The 26,068-nt window shown below is 63.6% G+C and carries 12 protein-coding genes; all 12 read right to left on the reverse strand.

What is annotated here, in order from left to right:
* Window positions 1–6: 6 nt before the first annotated feature.
* The 12 genes from BRA49_RS08510 to BRA49_RS08565 all read right to left on the reverse strand — a co-directional run bounded on the left by BRA49_RS08510 (window position 7) and on the right by BRA49_RS08565 (window position 25,423).
* Window positions 7–858: an ATP-binding cassette domain-containing protein gene (locus BRA49_RS08510; protein ID WP_292385165.1), complete on the reverse strand. Its 852-nt coding sequence runs from the start codon at window positions 856–858 to the stop codon at window positions 7–9.
* Window positions 851–1,801 (reverse strand): ABC transporter ATP-binding protein, encoded by a 951-nt coding sequence (locus BRA49_RS08515; RefSeq protein ID WP_292385167.1) that lies wholly within the window; start codon window positions 1,799–1,801, stop codon window positions 851–853. Before BRA49_RS08515 ends, BRA49_RS08510 begins: the two co-directional genes overlap by 8 nt.
* Window positions 1,798–2,619 carry an ABC transporter permease gene (locus BRA49_RS08520; RefSeq protein WP_292385169.1) on the reverse strand — a complete coding sequence of 274 codons (822 nt, stop codon included), beginning with the start codon at window positions 2,617–2,619 and terminating at the stop codon, window positions 1,798–1,800. The genes BRA49_RS08515 and BRA49_RS08520 overlap by 4 nt, the downstream gene beginning before the upstream one ends.
* Entirely contained in the window at window positions 2,612–3,592 is a 981-nt protein-coding gene (locus tag BRA49_RS08525) for an ABC transporter permease (protein WP_292385170.1), read from the reverse strand. The genes BRA49_RS08520 and BRA49_RS08525 overlap by 8 nt, the downstream gene beginning before the upstream one ends.
* A 58-nt stretch (window positions 3,593–3,650) precedes the next feature.
* The gene (locus BRA49_RS08530) at window positions 3,651–5,465 is read right to left on the reverse strand and encodes an ABC transporter substrate-binding protein (RefSeq protein WP_292385172.1); all 1,815 of its coding nucleotides are present in this window, start codon (window positions 5,463–5,465) and stop codon (window positions 3,651–3,653) included.
* Window positions 5,466–5,467: 2 nt separating this feature from the next.
* Window positions 5,468–6,382: an argininosuccinate synthase gene (locus tag BRA49_RS08535; protein WP_292385173.1), complete on the reverse strand. Its 915-nt coding sequence runs from the start codon at window positions 6,380–6,382 to the stop codon at window positions 5,468–5,470.
* A 339-nt stretch (window positions 6,383–6,721) separates the two neighbouring features.
* Window positions 6,722–9,910 carry a PKD domain-containing protein gene (locus BRA49_RS08540; protein WP_292385174.1) on the reverse strand — a complete coding sequence of 1,063 codons (3,189 nt, stop codon included), beginning with the start codon at window positions 9,908–9,910 and terminating at the stop codon, window positions 6,722–6,724.
* 314 nt (window positions 9,911–10,224) lie between these two features.
* Window positions 10,225–14,763 (reverse strand): PKD domain-containing protein, encoded by a 4,539-nt coding sequence (locus BRA49_RS08545; RefSeq protein ID WP_292385176.1) that lies wholly within the window; start codon window positions 14,761–14,763, stop codon window positions 10,225–10,227.
* A gap of 10 nt (window positions 14,764–14,773) precedes the next feature.
* The gene (locus tag BRA49_RS08550) at window positions 14,774–18,307 is read right to left on the reverse strand and encodes a PKD domain-containing protein (RefSeq protein WP_292385178.1); all 3,534 of its coding nucleotides are present in this window, start codon (window positions 18,305–18,307) and stop codon (window positions 14,774–14,776) included.
* 136 nt (window positions 18,308–18,443) lie between these two features.
* Window positions 18,444–19,538, reverse strand: a complete 1,095-nt coding sequence (locus BRA49_RS08555) for a hypothetical protein (RefSeq protein ID WP_292385180.1) — start codon at window positions 19,536–19,538, stop codon at window positions 18,444–18,446.
* A 715-nt stretch (window positions 19,539–20,253) separates the two neighbouring features.
* Window positions 20,254–23,784 carry a PKD domain-containing protein gene (locus BRA49_RS08560; protein ID WP_349680904.1) on the reverse strand — a complete coding sequence of 1,177 codons (3,531 nt, stop codon included), beginning with the start codon at window positions 23,782–23,784 and terminating at the stop codon, window positions 20,254–20,256.
* Window positions 23,785–24,244: 460 nt separating this feature from the next.
* The gene (locus tag BRA49_RS08565) at window positions 24,245–25,423 is read right to left on the reverse strand and encodes a hypothetical protein (RefSeq protein WP_292385183.1); all 1,179 of its coding nucleotides are present in this window, start codon (window positions 25,421–25,423) and stop codon (window positions 24,245–24,247) included.
* Window positions 25,424–26,068 lie beyond the last annotated feature (645 nt).

A 26,068-nucleotide genomic window follows, 5' to 3' on the forward strand; every position in this document is an offset into this window, starting at 1 on the left:
CGTTCGTTACACCGTCTCTTCCACCCAGTGGCCCGACCGCACCTCGACCGTCGTCGGCGCCGCAGGGAGGGGCAGTCTCTCCAGAGATGCACAGGGTCCCGTAAGCGAGGCGTCAACGAGTCTCCGGGTGTAGGGGTGCGAGGGGCGATCGAGGACGTCGGCGGTCCTGCCGATCTCCACGATCCTTCCTTCCAGCATGACGGCGACGCGACTGCTCATCGCCCGGGTGACGCCGAGGTCGTGCGAAATGTAAAGGCAGGTCATGCGGTAGTCGTGCCCGAGGTCGCGGATGAGGTTGAGGATCTGGGCCTGGACGGAGACGTCCAGGGCCGACGTGGGTTCGTCGGCCACGAGAAACCTCGGTTTGAGAGCGAGAACGCGGGCAAGGACCACCCGCTGGTTCTGGCCGCCTGAGAGTTCATAGGGCCGGCGGTTCAGGTGCTCCTCGTTCAACCCCACCTCTTCGATCAGTTCCCGCACCCTCCGGTCGATATCGGTCCTGCTCCCCATCCGGTGGATCTTCAGTGGCTCAGCAACGCTCTCGCGGACCCGCATCCGCGGGTTGAGAGAGGTGTAGGCGTCCTGGAAGATCATCTGCATTCGCGGCCGGAAACACCTGAGTTCGCTCCTGGAGAGGGCGGTGACGTCGGTCCCGTCGACCACGATCCGGCCCCTGTCCGGCTCGACGAGGCGGAGGATCGAACGGCCGAGCGTCGTCTTCCCGCACCCGCTCTCGCCGACGAGACCGAGGGTCTCGCCCTCCTCGATCCGGAACGACACCCCGTCCACCGCCCGGACCACCCTCCGGCGGATGAAGCCCGTCGAGAAACAGGTCTCAAGATCAGTAACCTCAATCATAGAGCATACACCGTGCATAATGCCCGGACCCGACCTCGACGAGTCCGGGGTGTTCCCTGCTACAGTTCTCGACCGCGCAACCGCACCGGGGCGAGAACCGGCAGCCGGACGGCAGGGTGATGAGCGAGGGGGCCGAGCCAGGGATCGGCTGCATCCCCCGTTCCGGGAGGGAGGCGAGGAGACCCCGGGTGTACGGGTGGGCCGGATCCCCGAGGACCTCTTCCGCCCCGCCTATCTCGACGATCTCGCCTGCATACATCACCGCGACCCGGGTGGCGAGGTCTCCTGCGGTCTCGATGTCGTGGGTGATGAAGAGGACGGAGTGGTCCCGGTCGATCTCCGAGAAGAGGTCGACGATCCCCCGTTTGGTGACGGCATCCAGCCCTTTCGTGGGCTCGTCCGCGATGAGGAGGTTCGGACGGCACGCGAGCGCAGTGGCGATGAGCGCCCTCTCCCGCATCCCACCGCTGAACCGGTGGGGATACTCCCCGGCCATCCTGACCGGATCGGGTATCCCGACGGCGTCGAGCAGCTCCACCGCCCGCTGCCGGGCGTCGGGCCCGCTCAACCCCTGGTGGAGGATGACCGCCTCTGCAATCTGGGTCCCGACCGTGTATACCGGGTTGAGGGAGGTCCCCGAGTTCTGGAGGACGATCCCGATCTCCCGCCCCCGTACCCTCTGCATCTCGGCCTCCGGAAGGGAGAGGAGATCGCGGCCGCGGTAGCGGATCTCCCCCTCGATGATGGTGTTGGGCTGGAGGAGACGAAGGATCGCCATGCCGAGCACGGTCTTCCCCGACCCGGTCTCGCCGATGAGACCGAGGGTCTCCCGCGGGTATATCTCGAGATCCACGGTATCGGAAGCCCGGACCAGCCCTTCCGGAGTGGGGAACCCTACTTTGAGCCCCCGGACTTCAAGGAGTGCGTCGCTCATCGCCGTCATACCCGCATCACCCGGAGTCTCGGATTGATCTCGTCTTCGCAGGCATACCCCAGCCACGCAAGAGCAAGAGAGATGAGCGTCACCGCAAGGCCCGGCGGGATCAGCCACCACCAGAGGCCGAGGATCATCGCCCCGTTCTGGCTCGCCCGGTTGATCATCTGACCCCAGTCCACGACGCTCGGGTCCGTGATGCCGAGGAATCCGAGGCCGATCCCGATCAGCATGAAGTGCTGGGCGGAGGTGACGAACTTGACGCCGGCCAGGGGGAGGACGCCCGGAAGGATATGTCGTGCCATGATGTAGCCGTCGCCGGCGCCGAGCGCTCTTGTCCCGACGACGAAGTCGGCGACCGCCAGGGAGAGGACCTGCGACCGGATCAACCGCACGCCCTGGAAACTACCTAAAAGACCCATAAGGACCGCGATCAGGTAGATCCCCGGCCGAAAGAACGTCGTGAGGATGAGCAGGAGCGGAAAGATCGGGATGGTCATCGCCACGTCGAGGAGGCGCATGACGGCTTCGTCGATCAGGCCGCCGTAGTACCCCGATACGATGCCGGCAGCCGTGCCGACGGTGACAGCGATGGCGGCTCCGACGAAGCCGAGGAGTAGCGTCGCCCTCGTGCCCCAGATGAGCCCGCTGAAGATGTCCTGGGCGAGGTCGTTCGTCCCGAGCAGGTGGTCCCGGTCGGGGGGGGAGAGCGGTGCGCCCGTGATCGCGTGAGGGTCATAGGGCGCGATCACCGGGGCCAGGAGAGCGACCGCACAGTATGCGAAGACGATGCCGAGGCTTGCGGCAAGGACGATCTTTTTATGCATCGTCACCCACCTGCACACGCGGATCGACGAGGGGGTAGATCAGGTCGGCGGCGATATTCGCCGCGATGACAAAGAGCGTGTCGATCAGCAGGATCCCCTGGAGCAGGGGGAGGTCACGGACGGCGAGGGCCTTGTAGGTGAGCATCCCGAGGCCGGGCCAGGAGAAGATCGTCTCGACGAAGATGCTCCCGGTGATCATGCCCGCGCACTCGAACGTGATCAGCGTCACCATCGGGAGCATGGCGTTCTTCAGGGCGTGCTTCCTGAGGATCATCAGTTCGTCGAGCCCCTTCGCCCTGGCGGTGGTGATGTAGTCTTCCCCGGCCGTCATGAGCATGGAGCTCCGCATGAGATAATAAGTCCCGGTCACCGAGAAGAGGAAGAGCGTCAGGACCGGGAGCACAGCGTGGTTTGCCACGTCGAGCGGATCGATCCCGGTGGTGAGGGCGCCGGTATCGACGTACCCCCCCAGCGGAAAGAGGTTGAGGTAGTAGGCGAAGATGATGAGGATCATGAGGGCGAGCCAGTACGAGGGGATCGCCCGGATGATGATCATACTGTTCAGGAGCGCGATGTCGGTCTTCGATCCGCGTCTCCAGCCCGAGTACGCGCCGATGCCGATGCCGGCAAGGGTGGCAAGGATCGTTGCCGGGAGGAGGAGGATCAGCGTCCAGACAAGTCTCTCGCCGATCACGGTGAGGACCGGAACCTTGTAGATGAAGGAGTATCCCCAGTTCCCCCGGAAGGCATCCAGAAGGTAGATGACGTACTGCTCCAGGATTGGTCTATCCAGACCATATACATGGTTGAATGCTTCAACGACGTCCGGGGGGGCGTACCGGTAGATCGCCTCCAGGTACATGGTGATGTAGTCGCCGGGCATGAGACGGAGGAGGGCAAACATGATGGTCACGGCGATGCAGAAGGCTGCAAACGAGGTGATCAGCCGTTTGAGGAGGTATATGCCGTTCATGATAATGGCCAGGGGATCTGGTGAAAGGGGAGGGGACGAGGCCTGTACCGGCGAACGATCACGCCCTCAGCCCCACCTCGGCGCTCGCCGGTCTGATCTCGGAGAAGAGACGGATGTTCCCGCCGCCGCCGAGCAGGGCGGCGTCCCACCCGACGAACCGATCCGACCGGTAGGCCATGAAGGCGTCCTGGGAGAAGACCGGGATGCAGGGCACCTCTTCGGCAAGGATCTCCTGCAGCTCAAATCCGATCTCCTCCCTTTTATCGGGATCGGCCGTGCTCTTCAACTCGGTGATGAGCCCGTTGAAGGTCTCGTTGTCGAAGTGGTAGTAGTTCTCGCCGAGCGGGCTCCTCTGGAAGTTGTCCAGGCGGTCGATGTCTTCATGCCAGCGTCCGGGCATGCCGTCGAAGTGGACGGCCGTCTTTGCAATCCAGTCCAGGTAGACCGAGTCGTCCACCTGTGGGGTCTCGACGATTCGTATACCGAGTTTCCCCTCCCAGTCCTCTTTGAGCACGGCCACGATCTTCTGGTCGACGGCGTTCGTGGACGCCTTGCCGGCGAGCGGGATCGTGATCTCGACCGGTTTTCCGTCGGGGCCGAGGAGAACCGGTCTCCCGTTCTCCTCGGTCAGGTTGAAGCCGGCCCGGGCGAGCTGCCTCTTCGCCTCCGCGATGTCGTAGGAGAACAGGCCGTTCGTCGCGGGGTTGACCTGGTCGCCGGCCAGGGCCGGGAGGAGGAAAACCGTCTCCGTCGGGCGGGCTCCCTCGCCGACCAGCCAGCACACCCGTTCCCGGTTCACGGCGTGAGACAGGGCGCGACGGAATTCCGGTATGGTTGCCGGGTAGACGTCGGACGTAAACGCCACCTCGAAGGCCTGTCCGCCCGAGGGGATCCGGCATATGCCGATGCCGGGGGCGTCCTTGAGGGCTTCGGCCTTTCTCGGGGACAGCCCGAACTCTCCGCTGATGAAATCCACGTCTCCTCGCCTGAGGGCAAGGATCTGCGCGTCTTCGTCTTCGTAGTTCTTTGTGACGACCTCGCGCACGTAGGGTTTCTCGCCGTGGTAGCCTTCATACGCCGTCACCTTCGAGAGGGTGCCGGGGATGGTCGATCCGTAGGCGAAGGGGCCGGTGCCGATATGCGCCGTGTCGATGTAGGTGGAAGGGAGATCGATATCCCTCCAGATGTGTGCGGGGAAGACCGCGATGCCCGGGCCGGTCGCGAGGGTCTCCGGGAAGAGCGGTGCGCAGGATTTCATGTGGAAGACGACCGTGTAGTCGTCCGGGCACTCGACTGATGCGACATTTTTAAAGATCGCCGAGTTCACCAGGTATGCACCGGCCCCCGGAGCGTCGGGGTTCCCGTGATCCCGGAAGTACTCGTAGGTGAACCGCACGTCCGCCGAGGTGAAGGGGGTGCCGTCGTGCCAGGCGGCGTTCCTGACGAGGTAGAACGTCCAGGTCATGGCGTCGTCCGAAGACTCCCACCTCTCTGCGAGCCAGCCGAGGTATTCCTTGGGTCCGCCCTCCTTCGGGCGGAGTTTTGTCACGAGACCCTCGTAGATGAGAGAGTCGGCGGGTACCCCTTTCTGGTCGATGTAACTTGTCGCCGGGATGAGGTATCTATCCCCCGCGACGGCGACGACCAGCTGTCCGTAGGGCAGGTGCAGGCTGTTGTGGGCGGCGAGGGAGAGTTCGTCCGCGCTGAGACGACCGGCGGTCAGGTGGTCAAGGATCGCCGTCGCGAGTTCTTTCTCCGAGACGACGGTGTCGCCGTCCGTGTCGCCCGGGATGCCCGCCGCCGCCGGTACGCAACAGGCAAGGAGGAGGACGGCACAGCAGACCAGGATCTTTTGTATGTAGCGTCCCGTCATGCTTATCCCTGCTTCTTATATCGGATTGACCAGAGCACGACACCGAGCAGGGCGAGCGGGCCCATAATACCTCCGGGGGCGAGCGGCTGCGTTGCGGTCTCCTGTGCCGGCGAGGCTCCGGCGGCGGGCTGCGCCTCTGCGGCGGCGGACCCCGGGGGCTCCTGGCTGTAGATCCTGACTTCACTCACCCATTTGGGGGAGGTGCCGGCGGTCGAGGGATAACTGCCGCCGTAGCTCCAGTATTTCTTGTCCCAGCATTCTTTCATGTCGGTGTTGCCGAAGATATGCCAGCCCCAGGGGTTCGTGGAGGTGTCGGCAAAGAAGATCAGGCGCATGCCGGCGACATACCCCGTATCGGGGTAGCCCTGGCCCTGCTCCTTTCCTTTCTCCGTATCGGGGCCGGAACCTTCGCCGCTGTACCAGCAGAGGACGACCGGGCCCTGGCGCGGGTCGGGTTCGTAGACGATCGAGTAGGGGAATATCTTTGTGAAACCATCCCTGCTGAAGGTCTTAATCTCGTCGCCCTCCCGGGCTCCGCCGATGTAGTTGCAGATGTCTCTGAGGTCGGTCCCCTTGACCGCCCCGAAGTCCGCCTTGTAGAGGATGCTCATCCTGACATCCTCGCCCGGGTTCCAGCCGTCGTAGGGTTTATCGGGGTGAACCTTCTCCCACTCCCCTTCGAAGACGGGGCCCTGGTGGTAGTAGCGGGTGACGCCGTCGCCCTGGACCGGGAGGTTCTTCTCCAGCCAGTGATAGTCGACGGTCGTCTCGTTTAAGATAGTTGTTCTGTCGTTTGCGTACTTTACGATGCGGAGCTCGGTGGTCCCCGTCTCCGCCGCCAGCACCGGTGCCGGCAGCACGAAGGCTGCCAGCATCAGCACCACAAGGGGTATAATAATTTTTTCCAATCGTCTCATAGGGGGTCAACTCGCGTCTGTCAGGCTTTCCGGATTTTGGTGCGCTCGATGAATATACTGGAATGCGTTATTCCCGAGTAAATATTTTCCCATTTACTTTGCAAAGATATAAATTACGTTAATTTTAAGTAAACCGCGTCCGGTTTCCGGCGACGGCGATCTGCGGCACACCCCCGGAGCGTCTCTGCCGGGAGGGGTGTCCCCCTTCCGGGTGCGTTACCCGGAGGGGAGCCGTGTTCGCGATCCGGCGACGGGTATGGTTCGACTCTCCCCAAACGTGCGTAAGAGGGGCCCGAACCATACGGATTTTGATCGCCGGATACTTCCGGGGCGGCTTCCTCACGGAGCCCCCGGATCTTTCAGTCCACCCCTGGGGAGGTCTGCATGGCATTCGGCGATCGCATACGGCAAGACGGTCACGTCCCCGATCGTCCTTGACCCGTATTCCCCCACCACCTTCACCGTGTAACTGCCGATGCCGAGGTAGTGGAAGGTGTGGGGCGTCTTCTCCCCGGTGTCCCGGCCGTAGAGGTGTATCTCGGCACCCGACGGTGTGCTCGAGACGTTAAGCGATCCCCAGGTGTAGGGTTCGAGGATGACCTTCATCGTGGCGTCGCAGGCGTCCCCACGGTTGTCTGTCAGGAGGAACTCCTGTTCTGCCGGGATATACCCGGGTTTTGAGACCAGGGCCAGGTGCTTTCCTTCCGATATATTCGTGATGACGTACGGCGTGGCAAAGCCTGTCCGGAACCCGTCGATCGATATCGCCGCACCCGACGGCACCGATGTCACGAGAACGCTGCAGGGTGCATCGGAGAATGCGGCGTTCACGGTATCGTTCGACTCGACGGTGGCAGGTATCCTGTAACTCCGGTAACCTCCATTGTCGTCGCGAACGGTGATGTACGATCCCCCGACCCCTCTGATATCGACATTCTTCGGGAGCCGGTCGCCCAGGTACCTGCCGTTGATCGAGAAGGGTTTCCTCGCATACTCATTCGACTCGAAACGGATCGAGCGCACCAGGTCAGGGTTGCCGCTCGTGAACGTCACCGGGGTTATGCTGTTCTTTTCAACCCAGGTCAGCTCTCTATCGGACTCGAACGCGATCTTCGTTGCCTGCACCTTGATGGTATGCCGCCCCTCCTTCAGCCCGTAGATAACCACAGGGGTTTTCTGGTTCGCCTTGTAGTTGTCGACGCGGATCTCCACGCCGTCCGGGGACGATTGGACGTAGACGCCGCCGTGGCAGTTCTGGTTCCAGTCAGGGAGCGGACCCGGGGAGGCCGCTCCGGCCGCCGGAAGTTCGATCAGGATCTCGTCGTCGCGATCGAGCGCGATCGCCCGTTCCTCAGGTCCGCCGCTGTCCGTGTACACCCGGACGGTATGGTTGCCGCCCGGGAGCGACGCAAAGGCTGCCGGCGTCGTCTTCCCGGTATACTCTCCGTCGAGGTCGACGAGCGCGCCCGGCGGGTCGGAGAGCACCGAGAGGGTAAACTGCATCCGGGTGATATCGACGGTTGGTACCGGCGCGGGTGTTGCCGGCACCGGATCGGGGGCGAGCACGGGCTCCGGCACCGGGGGAGAACCGGCGGGGATGATGCCGAACAAGGCGAAGAACGCCATGACGGCATCGAGTACCCCTGAGAACGGGGCAGACGCCGCCGCGATATGCCCGAAGGCGAGCATGAGCGGGTTTTCTGTGGTTCCGTCAATTTTTCCCGGCGCACCCGAGACTACGGGGGTGGCCGTCTTCACCGGGGTCGCCGTCGCGGCGGGGGTGGGCTCGGCCTTCTTCCCGGAGATTGCAAAGAGGGAGAAGCCGGGGGAAGCGGCCTCGTAGGTGTGGGTGCCGTTGACGGTGCCGGTCCACCGGGTTTTAAGGGGGGTCCAGGTCCTGTTGTATCGGTACAGGGTGAGGTCGTCGATATCGATCCTGTTCTCCCGTATCCAGGTGTCGGGGACGCTGAACCGGAACACGGCCTCGTTGACGGTGACGTTTGCGCCGCCGGAGGTGATGTTGTAGTACCGGTAGACCTCTCCGGGCGGTTCGGGGACCTCTTCAGGCAGGCCGGTTGGTTCGCAGGAGACGGTCAGGTTTTCCGGGATCTCCGGCGCGGAGATGACGATCTCTTCGATGTCGGGCACCCCGGGCCGGAAGGTCCGGTTCTCGAAGATCTCTCCGGCGAATTCATCAGGGGTTGCGGTGGTGTTCTCGGGGACCGGGGTGGCGGTCTCAGATGAATCGGAACCCCCGCCGCCGCCACCCGGTACGCTGCCCGAACTCGCCGTGATGTATTTCGCCCTGGTTACGCTGTTGCTGCCGGCGGGGTAGGCGACCGTCAGGGTGACGTCGTAGGTGCCCGCCGTCTCGTAGGTGTGGGTCGGGTTCTGTTCGTCGGAGGTTTCGCCGTCGCCGAAGTCCCATTCCCATGCGGTCGGTTTTCCGTCGGAGGCGTCGGTGAAGTCGACGGTCAGGGGAACGGCGCCCGACGTGACGCTGGCCGTGAAGCCTGCAACTCCGGCGGTCACCGTGTTCTCGGTGCTGTCGCTCCCGGCGGCGTTCGTGACGGTGAGGGTAACGGTATAGGTGCCGGGGACGGTGTAGGTGTGGACCGGGTTTTTCTCGGTCGAGGTGCTCCCGTCGCCGAAATCCCATTTCCATGTGGTCGGGACGCCTTCTGATGCGTCGGTGAACCTGACGGCGAGGGGGAGAGCGCCCGAGGTCACGTTCGCGGTGAAGCCGGCAAACGGTGGTTCAGGGGGGTCCTCCTGGCTGTAGATCCGGATCTCGTTGACCCATTTGGGAGAGGTGCCGGCGGCCGAAGGGTAGTCGCCGCCGTAACACCAGTATTCTTCGCTCCAGCACTCTTTCATGTCGGTGTTGCCGAAGACGTGCCAGCCCCAGGGATTCGTGGAGGTGTCGGCGAAGAAGATCAGGCGCATGCCGGCGACGTACCCGGTATCGGGATAGCCCTGGCCCTGCTCCTTTCCTTTCTCCGCGTCGGGCCCCTCTTTTGCGCCGCTGTACCAGCAGAGGACGGCCGGGCCCTGGCGCGGGTCAGGTTCGTAGATGAGCGAATAAGGGTAGGATCTTCTGAAACCGTCGCTGCTGCGTACGTTGATCGTGTCTCCTTCTTTCGCGCCGCCGATGTAGTCGCAGATGTCTTTGATGTCGGTCCCCTTGACCGCCCCGTAGTCTCCCTTGTAGAGGATGCTGATTTTGATGCCCTCATCCGGGTTCCAGGGATCATAGGGTTCGCCGGGACGCTCCTCTTCCCAGACTCCTTCAAAGACCGGGCCCTGGTGGTAGTAGCGGGTGACGCCGTCGCCCTGGATCGGGAGGTTCTTCTCCAGCCAGTGATAGTCGACAGTCGTCTCGTTCAGGACGGTCACCTCATCGTTTGCATACTTTACGACGTGCACCTCGGTGGTGGTGTAACCTGAGGCCAGCACCGGCGCCGGCAGCACGAAGGCCGCCAGCATCAGCACCACGAGGATGATAATTGCCTGTTCCGATCGTTTCATGGGATTCAACTCGCGCCTTCGGGTAGATGGGATTTTCAAGCGATGCCGGGATACGTTGCCCGGAAGTCAAATTAGTTTGGTTTACTTAATCGATTTTTCAACGTTGTTAATCTAAATAACTCATCAGGGTTTTCGTAACCTGCGTCTACGCCGCTCTTTACCCCCGGAGAGGATCGGAGGCAGGGCGACGACTCGATTGTTTCGGGAGGCCGGCCTCCTGCCGGGGTTACCGGCAGGAGGAGTCCTGGACGCCGGTTAACCGGGAGCCCCCTGCCGGAGGGGACTCCCGCACGCCGTCACCCAACGTCGTGAGGTTACTTCCTCGTGAAGAAGACGTATCCTGCCGCCGCGATGATGACGATAGTAACGGCGACGAAGGCCAGCGTCGTCGCGGGGAATCCTTCGGCGGGCGGCTCTTCGACCGGCGGTTCTGCCGGAAGCGTCGTCGTGCCCGCCACGGGCGTTGTCGTCGTCCCGGTGGGTCCGGAGGTTGGTTCGCCGGTGGCCTTCCCGGTTACCGTGATGGCGAAGAGACCGAACGCGTCGGCGCCGGCAGAGAAGATTGCGTCGCCGCCCTCTTCGCCGAGCACCTCGACCGGGATCTGCCTCCAGCCTTCATCGGTGTGCCGGAAGAGCCCGACCTCTTTCGCGGTGCATCCCTGCCCCGCGAGCCAGGCGGTCGGCACTGCGAACCGGAGCTGGAGGGCGCTGAAGTTCCCGGCTGCCGCTTTGTAGAGGTTGGTCTCGATGTACTGGTAGACCGTGCCTGCCGGGGCTTCGGCATCCCGCGGGAGCGAGCCCTTTTCCACGGTCACCATGACTTCTTCGACATCGTCGTCCGCGGTGAGGACGATCGCCGTGATTGCCGTCCTGTCCATCGGGAAGGTGACGCTATCGCCTATCTTGAGGTTGCTTGCCGCACCGACCGATGCCTGGGAACTGCCGCCGCCGCTGCTCCCGGAGGAGGCGGGGGCCGGCGCGGGACCGGCCACAGCGCCGATCGCGAACGCGGAGAAGCCTTTCGGGGAGACGGCGCTAAAGACCATCATGCCGTTCTCCATCCCTTCGTAGGTGGTATTCAGCACCTCGCGGGTGCCGTCGTCGCCCAGCCGGAAGACCCGGACGGCATCGACGCCGCCGTTGGCGTCCACCCACGCCGGTGAGGCCGTCAGCCGCAGGACGGCATCGTAGATGGTGTCGTTCCCGGTGAGGTTGGTCTTGGTGAAATAGACCGCGTAGGCGATGCCGACGATCTCGAGGTTCTCGTCCTTTGCCGCGAGGACGAACGCCGTATTCGCCGTGTCGCCCGGCTGATCGTAGATCGACGCCGTGATACCGAGCGCGGGGTTGTAGCCGTTCATCTCGGCCTCAAAGGATACCGAGACGTTGCCGGCGTTGCCGACCGTGGCGTTGACGGGAGCGGACTCCAGGTGGACGCCGGTGACGTTGCCGGTCGATACGCTGCCGTTGATGGTGAGCCCGTCGGTCCGGATGGTGACGTTGAGGCCGCCGCTCTGCAGGAGGATGTCGTTACCGGTGACGTTGCCGGTCCCGGCGGTGGCGTTGAAGGTCACCTGCTGCCCGCCGCCCTCTCCGGTAGTGACGTTGACTGCACCATTGCCGAGGGTGAAGTTCTCCGCCGCCTGCGGGGGTGCCGCCGGGATCTCCTGAACGGTGACGATGCCGGTCGCGCTGCTGCTCCCGGCAGAGTTCGCGGCCGTCAGGGTGACGGTGTAGATGCCCGCGGCCGTGTAGGTGTGGACCGGGTTCTGCCCGGCGGAGGTCGCCCCGTCGCCGAAGGTCCAGGACCAGGCAGTCGGGTTCCCCGTTGAGGCGTCGGTGAACCGGACGGCGAGCGGCACGTTGCCGCTCGTGACGTTTGCCGCAAAGCCGGCAACCGGGGTGGGGCCGGCGGGTTTTTCGGTTACGGTGACGATCTTCGTCGCGCTGTCGCTCCCGGCGGCATTCGTGACGGTGAGGTTGACGGTGTAGGTGCCCGCGGCCGTGTAGGTGTGGACCGGGTTCTGCCCGGTCGAGGTCGCCCCGTCGCCGAAGGTCCAGGCCCAGGAGTCCGCACCGGTCGAGGCGTCGGTGAAGGCGACCGCGAGCGGTGCGTCGCCGGACGTGACGTTAGTGGTGAAGTTCGCGACCGGTGCAACCGGCCCGGTCGGCTGGAGGTCGACGTGCAGTTCGACGACGTAGATCGAGTTCTCGACCGTCGGGAGGTCCCAGGAGCCGAACTGGCTCGTGTCGCCGAACCAGATGTAGTAGGTGCCGGACCCGGCGATGTAGCCGTTCAAGGCTTTCTTGAACTTCTTGTCATCACCGGTCCCGATGGTCTCGTAGAACTTCCACTTGTAGTCGTCGCCGAAGTTCCGGGTCGGGTAGGTGACGCCGTCCATCGTGAGGGTCAGGAGCGGTTTTCTGTCGCTGTAGCCCGCGTCGCTGTCGGCGTAGGTATAGGTGTACCCGGCGGCGGCGAGGATGTTGAAGAACGTGTTGCCGCCGTAGCTGACGTTGTCGACGAGGATCGGCTCGTCGGCGTAGACCGTGACGGAGGTGTTGAAGATGATCGGGTCGGGTTTGGTGACGACGATATCGGTCTGTGCCGAGGAACTCCCGTGCTCGTTGCTCACCGTCAGGTTGACGGTGTAGGTGCCGGCCCTGCCGTAGGTGTAGTTAACGTCCTGGCCGGTGACGCTGCCGCCGTCGCCGGTCTCCCAGGTGTAGGTCAGACCGGCACCGGTGGCGGTTGCCGCGAACTGAACAGGAAGACCGATCTCATAGGTGCTGCCCGGGGCCGGGGAGACGATCGTCACGCCGGTCGGGGCGTCGCCTCCGCCACCGGATTCGGTCACGGTGACGATGAGGGTCCGGGCGTTGTTCGTGCGGTTGATGTCCGGGACCTCCGCAGCCGGGTCGACCGCAAGGGCGAGGGTCGTTTCGCCGGCGGCTGCCGGGGTCCAGGTGAAGGAGACCTTCGCGGTCTCGCCGGGAGCAAGCGCGCCGACGGCGGCGGTGCCGATCCCGGCGGAGCCTGCGGTGAGGGTCGCGGTGCAGGCGCCGGAGGCGGCATCCCCGATGTTCTCGACGGTCCCGTTGACGCTACAGGCGGTCCCGACGACTGCGCCGCCGGGGACGGTCAGCCCAACGGCCGCAAGGTCGGCCCGGGGCGGGCGGGTCATGGTGTAGGTCTCAAAGACGCTGCCCGGCGGGTAGACTTCGAGGACGTTGGCGTCGTCGGAGAGCCGGGCAACCCTGACGAACCCGGCGACGGCAGTTCCGTTCGGGTGCAGGGTGACCTTCGTGTAGCCGAGGGTGCCCTCGAGGCTGGTCTGGTAGCCTTCGGGCCTCTCGTCGCCGAGCCGGTAGAGCGGGCCTGCGCCGGTGCCGGCAACGACGTAGTTGATGCCGTCGACGAGGTAGCGCTCGTAGGCGTGGACGTGGCCGTTGAAGACGGCCGAGACGCCGGCATTCTTCATGGTCTCGCCCCACGTGCGCAGGAGGATCCAGCCCCCTGTGCGTTCGGGGGTGGAGGAGTAGGGCGGGTGGTGATGGGCGACGAACTTCCAGGCCGCGTCTGAATCCAGGTCGTCTTTGAGCCAGACGGATTCACGGTTGATATCGACCCAGTTGTTGTCGTCGAGGATGGCGAATTGGGCGTCCGAACAGGTGAAGGAGTATCGCTGGGGCAACCCGAAATTCTCGTAGTAGGCGGTATGGTTCTTCTCGTGGTTGCCCATCGCGGTGTAGATGGTGGTGTTTCCGAGCATCCGCCCGCTGTTCCTGAAAAAGTCGTTCCACTCGCCCGCGCTCTCGACGCCGTTGACCTGGTCGCCGGTGTGCAGGACGAAGAGCGGGTCCTCATCGGCGATCCGGTCGGCGACGAGCTTGATGTTCGCCGGCCTCTGGGTGTCGCCGTAGACGATGAAGGTGAATCCGCCGTCTTCGGGGAACGTCCGGAAGGTGTGGTCGCCCGTGGTCGTGTTGCTCGCGGCGACGCGGTAGTGATAGAGGGTGTCGGGGGCGAGGTTCTCAAGCGCGACGCGGTGGAACGCGGTTTCTGCCGTGTCGGCGACGGATTTCTCGTATCCACCGTTTGCGCTGTAGTAGGCGTCGTCGGCGTACTCGACGGTGCCGGCGACGGGCTCCTGCGCCATCCAGTTGATGAAGGTCGCCGTCGTGGTGGTGCCGGTGAGGTACGGGCCGCGGACGATCTCTACCCCGCCGATCTCCCGGACGGTGATGACCGCCGTCGTGCTGCTGCTCCCGGCGGCGTTCGCGACCGTGAGGTTCGCGGTGTAGGTGCCAGGCGCCGTGTAGGTGTGGGTCGTATTCCGGTCGGTCGCGTTCGCGCCGTCGCCGAAGTTCCAGGACCAGGCGGTAACGTACCCTGTCGAGGTATCGGTGAACCGGACGGTGAGCGGCGCCGGGCCGGAGGTGACGTTCGCCGTGAACTTCGCGGTCGGTGCCGTCACGGGCGCCTTAACGGACAGGTCGAGGCGGATCACTGCGCCGGGCGTGAACGGAGCGGTCTGCTCCGCTGCCGCCCCGGCGACGAAGAACGCTATCGTCTCTCCTTTCAGGTCGGAGGTCGCCGTCACGAGCAGGCGGTTCCCCAGGCTCCAGTCGGGATCGCCGTATCTTCCGGCATCCGCCACCTCGACGGAGCCGTACGCGGTATCCCCTATCTTCGCGGTGATGACGGTCCCGGCGGGTGCGGGAGAGTCGCCGATCGTTACGTTCCCGTAGAATTCATGGGGGAGAGCAGGGGGTGCACTCCCGGCCGCCGCCGCCGCACAGGCGATGAGGCTGATGAGGAGGACCAGTGCAATACCGTGCTGTGGTTTCACCTTCTCACCTTCAGGCTCCGATGGCAGCGAGCGTCTCCGCATCGGTCATGTAGATCCAGTAACCCTGCATGGGCTGCATCGGGCGTTCTTCACCGTGGCGGCCGGTGGCGCCACGGAGGATCGACACTCCGTACTCCTGGGCCTGTGTATCGAAGCCGATGAGCGTGGTCCAGTTGTCGCCGAGCGACAGCAGGGAGGTTGCCGCGGACCGGGGTTCGGTGCCGGAGAACCCGATCGCGTTCCAGCCTTTTTCGAGGTTCTTTTCGGGCGGGAGAGTCGGACCGTCGGCAGCGTAGGTGAGCGGGATCGAGTAGGTCCTGTTCGCGTAGATCCAGACCCCGTCGAGCGGCCGGAAGGTTGTCGTCGAATTGGCCATCGTCCAGCCGTTTATGCCGTCGTAGAGCAGGATCGAGTGATCGGCGGTATCGACGCCGTTAAAGATCGCAAAGGTGTTCGCGCCGTTAACGAGACGTTTCGGGGTCGAGACGAAGTTCCAGCCCGGATGAAGGGTGAGGGTGTCCGTCTCGCCCGGCTCGGTATCGCCGGAGCCGGTCACGGCGATGGTCCGCGTCGCGCTGCTGCTCCCGGCGGCGTTCGCGACCGTGAGGTTCACGGTGTAGGTGCCGGGGGCCGTGTAGGTGTGGGTCGTGTTCCGGTCGGTCGCGTTCGCGCCGTCGCCGAAGGCCCAGGACCAGGAGTCAGCACCGGTCGAGTTGTCGGTGAACGCGACGGTGAGCGGCGCCTCACCGGCGGTCACGTCGGCGGTGAAGTTCGCGATCGGGGCGGTGGCGTATTTGTCCACCTCGATGACGACTTTGTCGATCCACTTTGCCGACCAGCCTGTGGTTGCGTCTTCCCACGTACCCCAGGCCATGTAGGCATCGTAGATGCCGAAGATGTGCAGGCCCCAGGGGTTCGTGGAGTTGTCGGCGAAGAAGATCAGGCGCATGCCCGGGAAGTAGCCGGTATCGGTGTAGCCGACGCCCTGGCCGTCACCGCCGCCCGCGTTGTACCAGCAGAGGACGGCCGGGCCCTGGCGCGGGTGGGGGTTGTAGACCCATTCCTGCTTGAGCCCTGTTTTATAGCCGTCCCTGCTGTCCAGGCGGATAAAGTCCCTTTCGGAAGCGCCCCCGACGAGGTCGCAGATGTCCTTGATGTCGGTGCCCTTCACGGCGCCGAACCTTCCTTTGCCCTGGAAGACGCTGTTCCAGTTCTTCTCCTCCGGGTCCGGGTAGGTGTCATCGAAGATCCACCACTGGTGGTAGTAGTTCGTTACGCCGTCGCCCTGGACGGGGAGGTTCTCCTCCAGCCAGCGGTAGTCGACGGTCGTCTCGTTTAAGACGGTGCCGTTTCTGGCCACCTTTGCAACGCGCAGGGTGGTGGTCCCGATATCCCTGGGCTCGAGCACCCGGATCTGGTCGATCGGCTCGGTCTTCACAACCGTGTCGCTCCCGAAGGGGCCGGTGACGGTGAGGGTGACCGGGTAGGTGCCGACGCGGGTGTAGATGTGGACCGGGTTCTGCTCGGTCGAGGTGTTGCCGTCGCCGAAGTCCCATGCCCACCCGGTCGGGTTGCCGCCGGAGGTGTCGGTGAACCGGACGGCAAGCGGCGGCAGCCCGCCGGTCGTGTTTGCGGTGAAGTCTGCCGCCTTAGCGTTCAGCGCGATGCAGTCGGCCTCGATCGTGCTGTTGGTGCCGATGGCGTTCGTGGCGGTGAGGGTGACGGTATACCTTGCCGGGTAGGTCGCGGGAGCAGCGTAGGTGTGGACCGGGTTTTTCTCGGTCGAGGTCGCGCCGTCACCGAAGTCCCACGCCCAGGTGTCGGGGGATCCCGACGAGGTGTCGGTGAACCGGACGGTGAGCGGGGGCGAGCCCGAGGTCACGTTGGCACTGAAGGATACGACCGGGGGCGCGGGGGGATCGCTACCGTCGATCCGCACCTCGACGACCCGGTCCGGCGCGGCGTCGGCGCTCGAAGGGAGGGTGTCGTTGTAGACGGCGTTTGCTTCTCCCCAGCAGACCTTCATGTCGGTGTTGCCGAAGACGTGCCGGCCATCAGGGTTCGTGGAGGTGTCGGCGAAGAAGACGAGGCGCAGGCTGGAGGTGTAGTCTGCTGCGTCGCCGTCGTACCAGCGGAGAACTGCCGGACCCTGCCTGGGGTTGGGCTCGTAGATCGTTGCATACGGGTAGGCGATCGCGGCGCCGCCGGAGGTGTTGACGGTGACGGTGTCGCCTGCGCTCGCGCCGCCGACGTAATCGCAGATGTCGGCGAGATCGGTGCCCCTGACCGCACCGATGTCGATGAAGTTGACGGTCTCTTCGGGGTTCCAGGGGTTGTACTGTTTATACGGATACCTCTCCTTCCAGGCCGCTTCGGTGATCGGGCCCTGGTGATAGTAGCGGGTGACGCCGTCTCCCTGGACCGGGAGGTTTGCCTCCAGCCAGCTGCGGTCGACCGTCTTTTGGTTCAGGATGGTTATTCCGTCGTTTGCGTACTTCACGATGCGGAGTTCGGCGGCGTCGCCGCCGTCTCCTCCGGACCCGGCCGCCTCAATCCCGCTCATCTCTTTTGTGTCGCTCCCTGCCGCGTTCGTGGCGGTGAGGGTGACGGTGTAGGTGCCGGGGGCGGTGTAGGTGTGGGTCGGGTTCTTCCCGGTGGAGGTGTTGCCGTCGCCGAAGTCCCATTCCCACGCGGTCGCGACGGGCATGGAGGTGTCGTTGAACGTGACGGCAAAGGGCACCGTACCGCTCGTCACGTTCGCGGTGAAGTTTGCAACCGGGGGTTCGGGATCGTCCTGGCTGTAAACCCTGACCTGGCTGACCCACTTGGGGGAGGCTCCGGCAGTCGAGGGGTAGTCGCCGCCGTAGCACCAGTATTTTTCATCCCAGCACTCTTTCATGTCGGTGTTGCCGAAGACGTGCCAGCCCCAGGGGTTTGAGGAGGTGTCGGCGAAGAAGATCATCCGCATGCCGACGGTGTAGCCGGTGTCCGGGTAGCCCTGGCCCTGCGGGTCCTGCGCGTCGGGGCCGGAGCCGTTGCCGCTGTACCAGCAGAGGACGGCCGGGCCCTGGCGCGCGTCGGGGTCGTAGATTATCGAATACGGGTAGTTCTTTGAAAAACCGTCGCTGCTGCGTATATTGATCGCGTCTCCTTCTCCGGCGCCGCCGATGTAGTTGCAGATGTCCCGGAGGTCGGTCCCCATGACCGCTCCGAAGTCCGCCTTGTAGAGGACGCTCATCCGGACGTCCTCGCCCGGGTTCCAGCCGTCGTACGCTTCATCGGGGTGGACCTTCTCCCACTCCCCTTCGAAGACCGGGCCCTGGTGGTAGTAGCGGGTGACGCCGTCTCCCTGGATCGGGAGGTTTGCCTCCAGCCAGTGGTAGTCGACGGTCGTCTCGTTCAGAACGGTCAATTTGTCGTTTGCATACTTTGCGATACGGAGTTCGGTGGTGTTGTAGTTTGCCGCCGCTACCGGCGCCGAGAGCACGGCGGCGGCCAGCAGCAACACCATGAGCGTGATAATTACCTGTCTTGATTGTTTCATGGGATTCAACTCGCGTTTTCGATTTTTCTCCGGGTTTTCGATGGTCCTACGTTCGTGCGGAGATCCTGCCCCGGTAGATCCGTCCGGTCGCGGCGACCGGGACCGCGCAACCCGGAAAAATACAAAAAGAGGGGCATCATTGCTTCCCTCTGAGATACACAAGGCCTCCGATGACGGCGCCGATCAGGAGCACCGCCCCGATACCGGCGAGCGGCCAGGACGGTTCCCCGGGCGAAACGGTCTGCTGCGGTTCCGGTGCCGCCGTCGTCTCCGGGACGGTCCAGGCCAGGGCATAGATGCTGAAGTGCCCGACCTCTGCGGTGATCGTCCGCGTGGCGGGGTCCACGGTTGCGGCAATCTCCTGCCATGCCTTCGAGGCGGGGTTGTACCACATCACCGAGAGCGTCGCGCCGTCGCCGATCCCTGCCCACTCTTCCGCGGAGAGGGTGTAGGTGAGGACGGCCGGCGGGTCGAACGTGGCCCCTGCAGGGCCGCAGTCGAGGGCGACGGCAACCGTCGTTCCCGGCGGCGCTGCCGGGACTTCGGCTGCAGCGACCTTGCTGCAGGTCACCTCGCCGAGCGGGTTGCCGTCGGCGTCAAGGGCGGCGGTGCCCTCCCGGATCGTCACGGCGCCGGTCCCGTCAGCGGTCCTGACAGTCACGGTGCCGGCCGCAGACGTGGCAAGGGAGGCCTGCCCGGGGGTCTGCACCGCGGTGGCGGTCGGCGTGTACCGGGTCCCGGTGCTGCTGCCGCCACTGCCTGAAGTGTCGATGTCGGTATCGCTGCCGGTGCCGCTGCTCCCCGCGACGCTCAGGTCAAGGACCGTCACTACCGCGGGCGTGAATACCACGGTCTCCTGGGCGGCGACCCCGTCGACGTAGAACGTGATCGTCTCTCCCGCCCGGTCTTCAGTTGTCTTCACGAGCAGCCGGCTCGTTTTGGACGGATCGGGATCGCCGTATCTTCCGGCTTCCACCACCTCCACCGAGCCGTACTCGGTACCCCCGATCGTCGCCGTGATCACGGTCCCGGCGGGTGCGGGGGAGCCGCCAATCATCACGCCCCCGTAGAGCTCCTGGGGTATCGCAGGGGTGCCCCCGGCCGCCGCCGCACCGGCGACGAGGCCGAGGAGGAGGAGCACTGTGATACCCGGTCGTATTCCCATCCTCCCCGCCTCTTTCCGCCGATGGCAGCGGGCGTGTCCGTCCCGGGCGAGCAGGCCAGGTAGCATGGCCGGATGCAAGTAGCTGTTTTTCATCATATCACCTGAATGAAGAACCAGAAGGTCGGGAGTCAGCGAGGTGACGGCTCACCGCGGTCGCCATAGCGCCTCGTCGCCGTTACCTCGACCGTCGCTGCCGCAAGGAGCACCAGGACGATGGCCGGGCAGCAGGCTGCCGGAAATCGCCCTCGCTTTTGGGAATACGTCGCGTCTCATGCAATAACTCCCGGAAGCCGGGCCCTACGGCAGGCCGGCCTGGTTAGAGATCAATTACATGTCCTAAACTTAAGCATTGTGTTAAATATTTTTCGTTTACGGCACATGATATACGATAAGGGTTATGCACGGCACCCGGAACAGGGAAACCGGGGCGCCGGATCCGTGATGGTGCACGTGTTCCCCGATCGCTGTTTTCGCCTTCGTGGTTGCGCAACTCCCCTCCGATCCCGCGGACCCGCTCTAAACCGAAAACGGTCCCGCACCCACCGGAGAACGCCGGACGCCGGGGCTCCCGGTACGCGCGGACCTCCGGGCGGCTATAACGGGTTTCAGTCGTCCACGATCGGCGTTTCGCTCAACAAAAGCCACTGCGGGCGTTGCCGGTCACGAAGCAGATCGACGAAAAACATAAAACCCGATCTTTCTTTCCGGGGCGGACGTGCAGGGGGGGAGGGGGTGCCTCCCCCGGCCGGAGAGGACCGTGCACGTACCCAATCTCAACGCTCTATCCGCTGATGGCGGCGAGGGTGTCCGGCCGGGTCATGTAGATCCAGTAGCCCTGCGTGGGCTGCATCCGCCGTGTCTCACTTGCCGAGGTCCGGATGATCCCGGCCTCGTACCGCTGGTCGACCGCGTCGTAGCCGATCAGGGTGGCCCAGCGGTCGCCGAGCGACAGCAGGGAGGTTGCCGCGGACAGGGGTTCGGTGCCGGAGAACCCGATCGCGTTCCAGCCCTTGCCGAGGTCCTTCGTGGGCGGGAGGTCGGGGGCGCCGGAGGCGAAGGCGAGCGGGATCTCGTAGGTTCCGTTCGCGTAGATCCAGACCGCGTCGAGCGGCCGGAAGGTGTCGGCCGGACCCATCATTTTCCAGTCGTACTCGAGCCCGTCGTAGAGCAGGATCGTGTGGGCGGCGGTGTCGACGTCATTGAAGATCGCATAGGTGTTCGCACCGTCGGCGAGGCGCTTCGGGGTCGAGACGAAGTTCCAGCCCCGCTGGAGGACGATGGTGTCCGTCTCCCCTTCGGCGGCCTCGGTCACGGCGATGGTCTTCGCCACGCTGTCGTTCCCGGCGGCGTTCGCGACCGTGAGGGCCACGGTGTAGGTGCCGGGAGCGGTGTAGACGTGCTCCGGGTCCTGTTCGGCGGAGGACGCACCGTCGCCGAAGGTCCAGGACCAGGAGGTCGGGGTGTTGGTCGACCGATCGGTGAACTGCACCGCGAGCGGGGCGTCGCCGGACGTGGTGCTCGCATCAAAGCCGGCGACCGGTGCGTCCGCGGGTTCGGAGTCAACGATGTTGAGCGTGGTGACGATCACGTACCGGGCGCCGCTCGGGTCGGAGTTGACGACGTTGTAGTCGCCGTAGACCGTGTAGATGGTGGTGCCGTTTGCGAGGACGACGTTCGGGTCGTACTTCGTTGCGGCAGAGGTCATGCCGTCGAAGGACCGCCAGGCAAGGTCCGCCGTCGCGTTCTGGACGTTCGGGTAGCAGACCCCCTCGGGGGTGGTGATGTCCGTCAGCGAGTAGGTCGGGATCGGCTTCGAACTCTTCCAGAGGTCGAAGATGAAGCCGCTCGCGTTCAGCATGCCGCCGACGCTGGTTGCCGGGATCTCGATGTAATCCTCACCGGGCGTGTAGCCCCCGGAGCGCGGGGAGATGGCGGCCATGATCGTGCTGCCGTCAACGATATCGACCGTGCCCTGGTACAGGACGATGTAGGGAAGGTCCGAGTCGACGATGGTGATCCCGGTCGATGCTTCGGCCGAGCCGACATCGTTTGCCACGGTCAGGGTGATGGTGTAGTTGCCGGCCGTCGTGTAGGTGTAGTCGGTGGTCTTCCCGGTGACGGTATCGCCGTTGCCGAGGTCCCAGGTGTAGGTGAGGTTGTCGCCGGTCGCGGTTGCCGCAAGGTGCACCGGGGCGCCGACGGCATAACTGCTGTTCGATAACGGGGAGATGATCGTCACGCCGGACGGGGTGCCATCCCCGCTGGGCCGGGTCGGCAGGAGGGTGACGTTGAGTTCGACGACGTAGGTCGAGTTCTCGACCGACGGGAGGTCCCACCAGCCGAACTGGCTCAGGTCGCCGTACCAGATGTAGTAGGCGCCGGATCCGGTGATGTAGCCGTTCAAGGCTTTCTTGAACTTCTTGTCATCACCGGTCCCGAGGGTCTCGTAGAACTTCCACTTGTAGTCGTCGCCGAAGTTCCGGGTCGGGTAGGTGACGCCGTCGATGGTGAGGGTCAGGAGCGGCTTTCTGTCGCCGTAGCCCGCGTCGTTGTCGGCGTAGGTGTAGGTGTACCCGGCGGCGGCGAGGATGTTGAAGAACGTGTTGCCGCCGTAACTGACGCCGTCGACGACGATCGGCTCGTCGGCGTAGACCGTGACGGAGGTGTTGAAGACGATCGGCTCCGGTTTCGTGATGACAATACCGATCTCTGCCGAGGAGCTCCCGTGCTCGTTGCTCACCGTCAGGTTGACGGTGTAGGTGCCGGCCCTGCCGTAGGTGTAGGTGACGTCCTGACCGGTGGCGTTGCCGCCGTCGCCGGTCTCCCAGGTGTAGGTGAGGTTGGCGCCGACGGCGGTTGCCGCGAACTGAACCGGAAGGCCGATCTCATGGGTGCTGCCCGGGGCCGGGGAGGTGATCGTCACGTCGGATGGAGTCGCCGGAGCGGGCTCGACGAAGACGATGGTTCCGTTCCGCCACGGGCCCGTCCACGGACCCATGATGGGGTAGTTGTCGTAGCGGTCGGTGTTCGTGTACTTGTCGTGGCCTATGAACACGGGGGTGTCGCCGATGCCGTTGCCGTCGGCGTCGATGCCGGTGTAGCCGCTGTAGTAGTTGCCGACGTAGCCGGTGTACCCGACACCGTTGTAGGTGTAGGCGACCTCCTCAGGCGAGTGACAGATGTCTTCGCCGAGGCACTGGACGCTGCCGACGAAGGTGTTGGCCCAGATGTAGTTGTCGTGGACGTTGTCTTTCGCGCAGATCTGGTCGGCGTTGCCGGTGCAGGTGTTGTTGTAGACAAAGTTGCCGCAGGCGTCGTCCCTGAGGCTGATGCCGCGCTTGGTGTTGCCGTGGCAGGAGTTCTCGGTGATCGTGCAGTTAGTGGCGTTGCCGCCGAGGTGGATGCCGTTGTAGCACCCGCCGCCGCAGTCGTTGCCGATGATCAGGCAGTCGTCGTAGCCGACGCTCTCGATCGAGGCGACGTGTTCGTTGGTCGGGCCGCGGGTCGTAAAGCCCCTGACGGCGATGCCGTCTGCCCTGAGGTCGAAGACCGGCTTCGCGGGCACGGCGGCGGTGACGGTGACGCTCGCCGGGCCGTTCTCGGTCATGAGGGTCAGGGCCCTGTCGACGAGCACGTTCTCGGTGTAGGCGCCGTCCTTCACGACGATGGTGTCGCCCGCAGCGGCGGCGTCGACCGCCGCCTGGATGGCGGCGTAGTCCCCGCCCTCACCGACGTACCAGGTCTTCGGTTCGGGAGCCGGACTGGCGATGACCCCGTCCTCCCACGCTCCCGCTAAGGGTGCGTGGTCGGTGCCGAGACCGGACGGGAGGACGTGGGGTGTGTCGAGGATGCCGTCGCCGTCGGCGTCGGACGCGGCGTAGCTCGACCAGAAGTTGCCGACGAAGTCAGTGTGCTCGACGCCGTCGTAGGTGTAGGTGACGGGGGCGGTGGTGTTCCAGGAGATGTTAACCGGGGCGGTGGTGCCAGCGTGGAGAGCGACACCGGAGACGTTGTTGTTTTGGTGGATCCGGTTGTTCTCACCAGCGTCACGGAAGTAGAAGGCGTTTCCGTTGCAGGTACTGTCGAAGGTGTTTCCGGCGATGGTATTATTGGTGGTCGTTGTGTCTCTGAGGGTGATGATCCCCTCTGTAGATGTGACGTTGATGAACGTGTTATTGATAATGTTGCAGTCTGTCGCATCCCTCAGTCGAAGGATAAAAGCAGGGGCTCCAAATTCATTTCCTATCGCATCTATAATCGTATTGTTCTCAAATGTGATATTGGAACCTTTCGGCGACATCCGATCCGTCATTCCAATTATCATACAGTTCCGGATAATCGAATCCGATGCAGGACCATAATTTCCTAACTTAATAACACTACCCGGGTTGACGAAGGTGAACCCGTCAAGGATCGTCCCTGTGGCATCTTGACTGCTGTCAGACGGCACCCTGGGACCTTCGCCCCCATTACAATCCAGGATAACCAATTCGTCACCTGGAAGGGCCTGAATGGTCAGGTGTGGTTTCCCAACCTCAAACCGCGAATATGTCCCGGGCAGGACGTAGATTGTATCGCCGGACGAAGCGGCGTCGACTGCCGACTGAATAGTTGTATAATCTGTTATGTTGGCATCGTTGCTGACGTAGAGGGTCGCCGGGATCGTCGCCGATACTGGGAACACAATACAGAGCAAACCAAGTACAATGGCAAGAGGTAGGTATGCTTTCATTATATCACCTATAATTGGAAAAATGGTTAGAGTTGGTTGACTAGAGAGTATACTTGGAATTCGTGTTGTGATGCGTCACCACGAGTTTCACATAGTCGGTTGCAAGAGTTGAATCATCTCCATCCGTTACACTCTTCTGCTTCACGAGCACCGTTACATTACCATCGACGACATAATTGCTTATGCCAGAGGTAATGGCTCCTGTGAGTGTATCTTTTACACCGAGAGTAGTTTCGTCCAACGAACTATATCCGCTGCCATTCCAGATGTAGAGATCAACTCCATTAGTACTACCAGTGCCGGCGCCAGCCCATGTTACAGCAAGCTTCTCTATATTGTCTATATTCTCAGAGACATTGAAGACGAAGCGATGGGCGGCGTAGTAACCAGCCCCACTATTGGTCGAGTATGATGTGCCGTCATCGTCAGCGATTGCCGATGTGCTGGTGAACGGCGTGCTCGGATCGGTGGCACTGCTCGGCAGGCCGGTCACACCGCCCGCGTAGGCGTATCTGGTCGTGTCGCCGGTGGTGTTGAAGTCATACCGGTGCGGCGGGTAGATCTTAAGGTCGCTGATGGACTTCACCGAGAGGCCCTTTGCCGAGGGATAAAGATCACTCGGATTATACTTGTCCTTAACAATGACCCAATACCACGATGCCATCGAATCGCGCATGTCCGCATTGGTAAAGTTCAGGTCGCTCGGCGTGTAAAAGAAGAGCCTTATCCCGTCCGCGTAATCGGGGACGGTATGCGTCTCGTTCTGCCAGGAAAGGATCATCTCGCCCTGGCTGCTGTTCGGCGCGTAGACGTTGGTGTAATTAAAGTACATCCCATAGCCGTCGGATGCCGCAACCTTGATTTCGTCGCCCACGCTCATCCCGCCGACCCGGTCGGTAATGTTGCGGACGTAGGTGCCGTTCTGCTCGCCAAAGCAGGCCATACTGCCGCTGGTATACGTCCACACGTCGGTTGTGTTATCAAAGATCCCGCCCTGCATATACAGCAGGCCGTTGCTGTAGATTGCCGACAATCCCTGGAGCTGCGCGAGGGTCAGGGTCTCCGCATCCTCGGCAGTCGAGTAGTTGTTGTCGCAATACTTCGTTACGCTCACCTGTGTGGTCGTCGCCGTTGCCGGCGCCGCGAGGAACACTAAGGCGATGATCAGGCAGCAGGCTGCCGGGATCGCCCTCACTTTTGGGAAGACATCTCGTTTCATGGTTACTCCCGCAAGCCGATCCTTACAGCTGACCAGCAGGCCGGCTTGACAAGAGATCAATCACATTACCTGAACTTAAGCCTTTTGTTAAATATTTTTCGTTTATGCCACGTGAGATGTGATAAGGGTTCTGCACAGCACCCGGAACGAGATACCGGGGCGCCGGATCCGTGATGGTACACGTACTCTCCGGTTCACCGTTTTCGCCTTCGCGGTTGCGCAACTCCCCGGCGATCCCGCGATCCGCTCAAGACCGAAAACAGCCCCGCACCGCCGGGGGGGCGGAAGACCCCGCGGGACATCGACGGGCGGGTCGAATCCACGGCAAAAATAGGGAAAAAAGCCGTTGCCGCCCGCAAGAGCGGCGGAGCCGGGCACCGGAGGTCCCGGCGCGCGCGGGCGCCCCGCGAGAGCGGCGTTGCCGCGAGAGAGTCCAGCGGAATCAACGAACACCGACGCTCCGGACCGGTGTTTCGCCCGCCGGCCGGGAGTCGACCGCCGGGCATGCGGCACGGGAGCGGACAGGTGCCGTGTCCCGGATAGAAAAGGAGAACAGGCCCTTCTCAGCGCCAGGAAGATCCCGACCGCGAAGAAAGGGAGCCAGACAGCCGGGGGCGGCGCCGATCGCCGCCTCGACGACCACCC

Source organism: Methanoculleus sp. UBA430, from assembly GCF_002506585.1.
Lineage (GTDB): Archaea > Halobacteriota > Methanomicrobia > Methanomicrobiales > Methanoculleaceae > Methanoculleus.

Coding starts and splice junctions, on each gene's coding strand:
- BRA49_RS08510 (WP_292385165.1), bottom strand. CDS start 858: ATGATTGAGGTTACTGATCTTGAGACCTGTTTCTCGACGGGCTTCATC.
- BRA49_RS08515 (WP_292385167.1), bottom strand. CDS start 1,801: ATGACGGCGATGAGCGACGCACTCCTTGAAGTCCGGGGGCTCAAAGTA.
- BRA49_RS08520 (WP_292385169.1), bottom strand. CDS start 2,619: ATGCATAAAAAGATCGTCCTTGCCGCAAGCCTCGGCATCGTCTTCGCA.
- BRA49_RS08525 (WP_292385170.1), bottom strand. CDS start 3,592: ATGAACGGCATATACCTCCTCAAACGGCTGATCACCTCGTTTGCAGCC.
- BRA49_RS08530 (WP_292385172.1), bottom strand. CDS start 5,465: ATGACGGGACGCTACATACAAAAGATCCTGGTCTGCTGTGCCGTCCTC.
- BRA49_RS08535 (WP_292385173.1), bottom strand. CDS start 6,382: ATGAGACGATTGGAAAAAATTATTATACCCCTTGTGGTGCTGATGCTG.
- BRA49_RS08540 (WP_292385174.1), bottom strand. CDS start 9,910: ATGAAACGATCGGAACAGGCAATTATCATCCTCGTGGTGCTGATGCTG.
- BRA49_RS08550 (WP_292385178.1), bottom strand. CDS start 18,307: ATGAAACAATCAAGACAGGTAATTATCACGCTCATGGTGTTGCTGCTG.
- BRA49_RS08555 (WP_292385180.1), bottom strand. CDS start 19,538: ATGCTACCTGGCCTGCTCGCCCGGGACGGACACGCCCGCTGCCATCGG.
- BRA49_RS08560 (WP_349680904.1), bottom strand. CDS start 23,784: ATGACGGATCGGATGTCGCCGAAAGGTTCCAATATCACATTTGAGAAC.
- BRA49_RS08565 (WP_292385183.1), bottom strand. CDS start 25,423: ATGAAACGAGATGTCTTCCCAAAAGTGAGGGCGATCCCGGCAGCCTGC.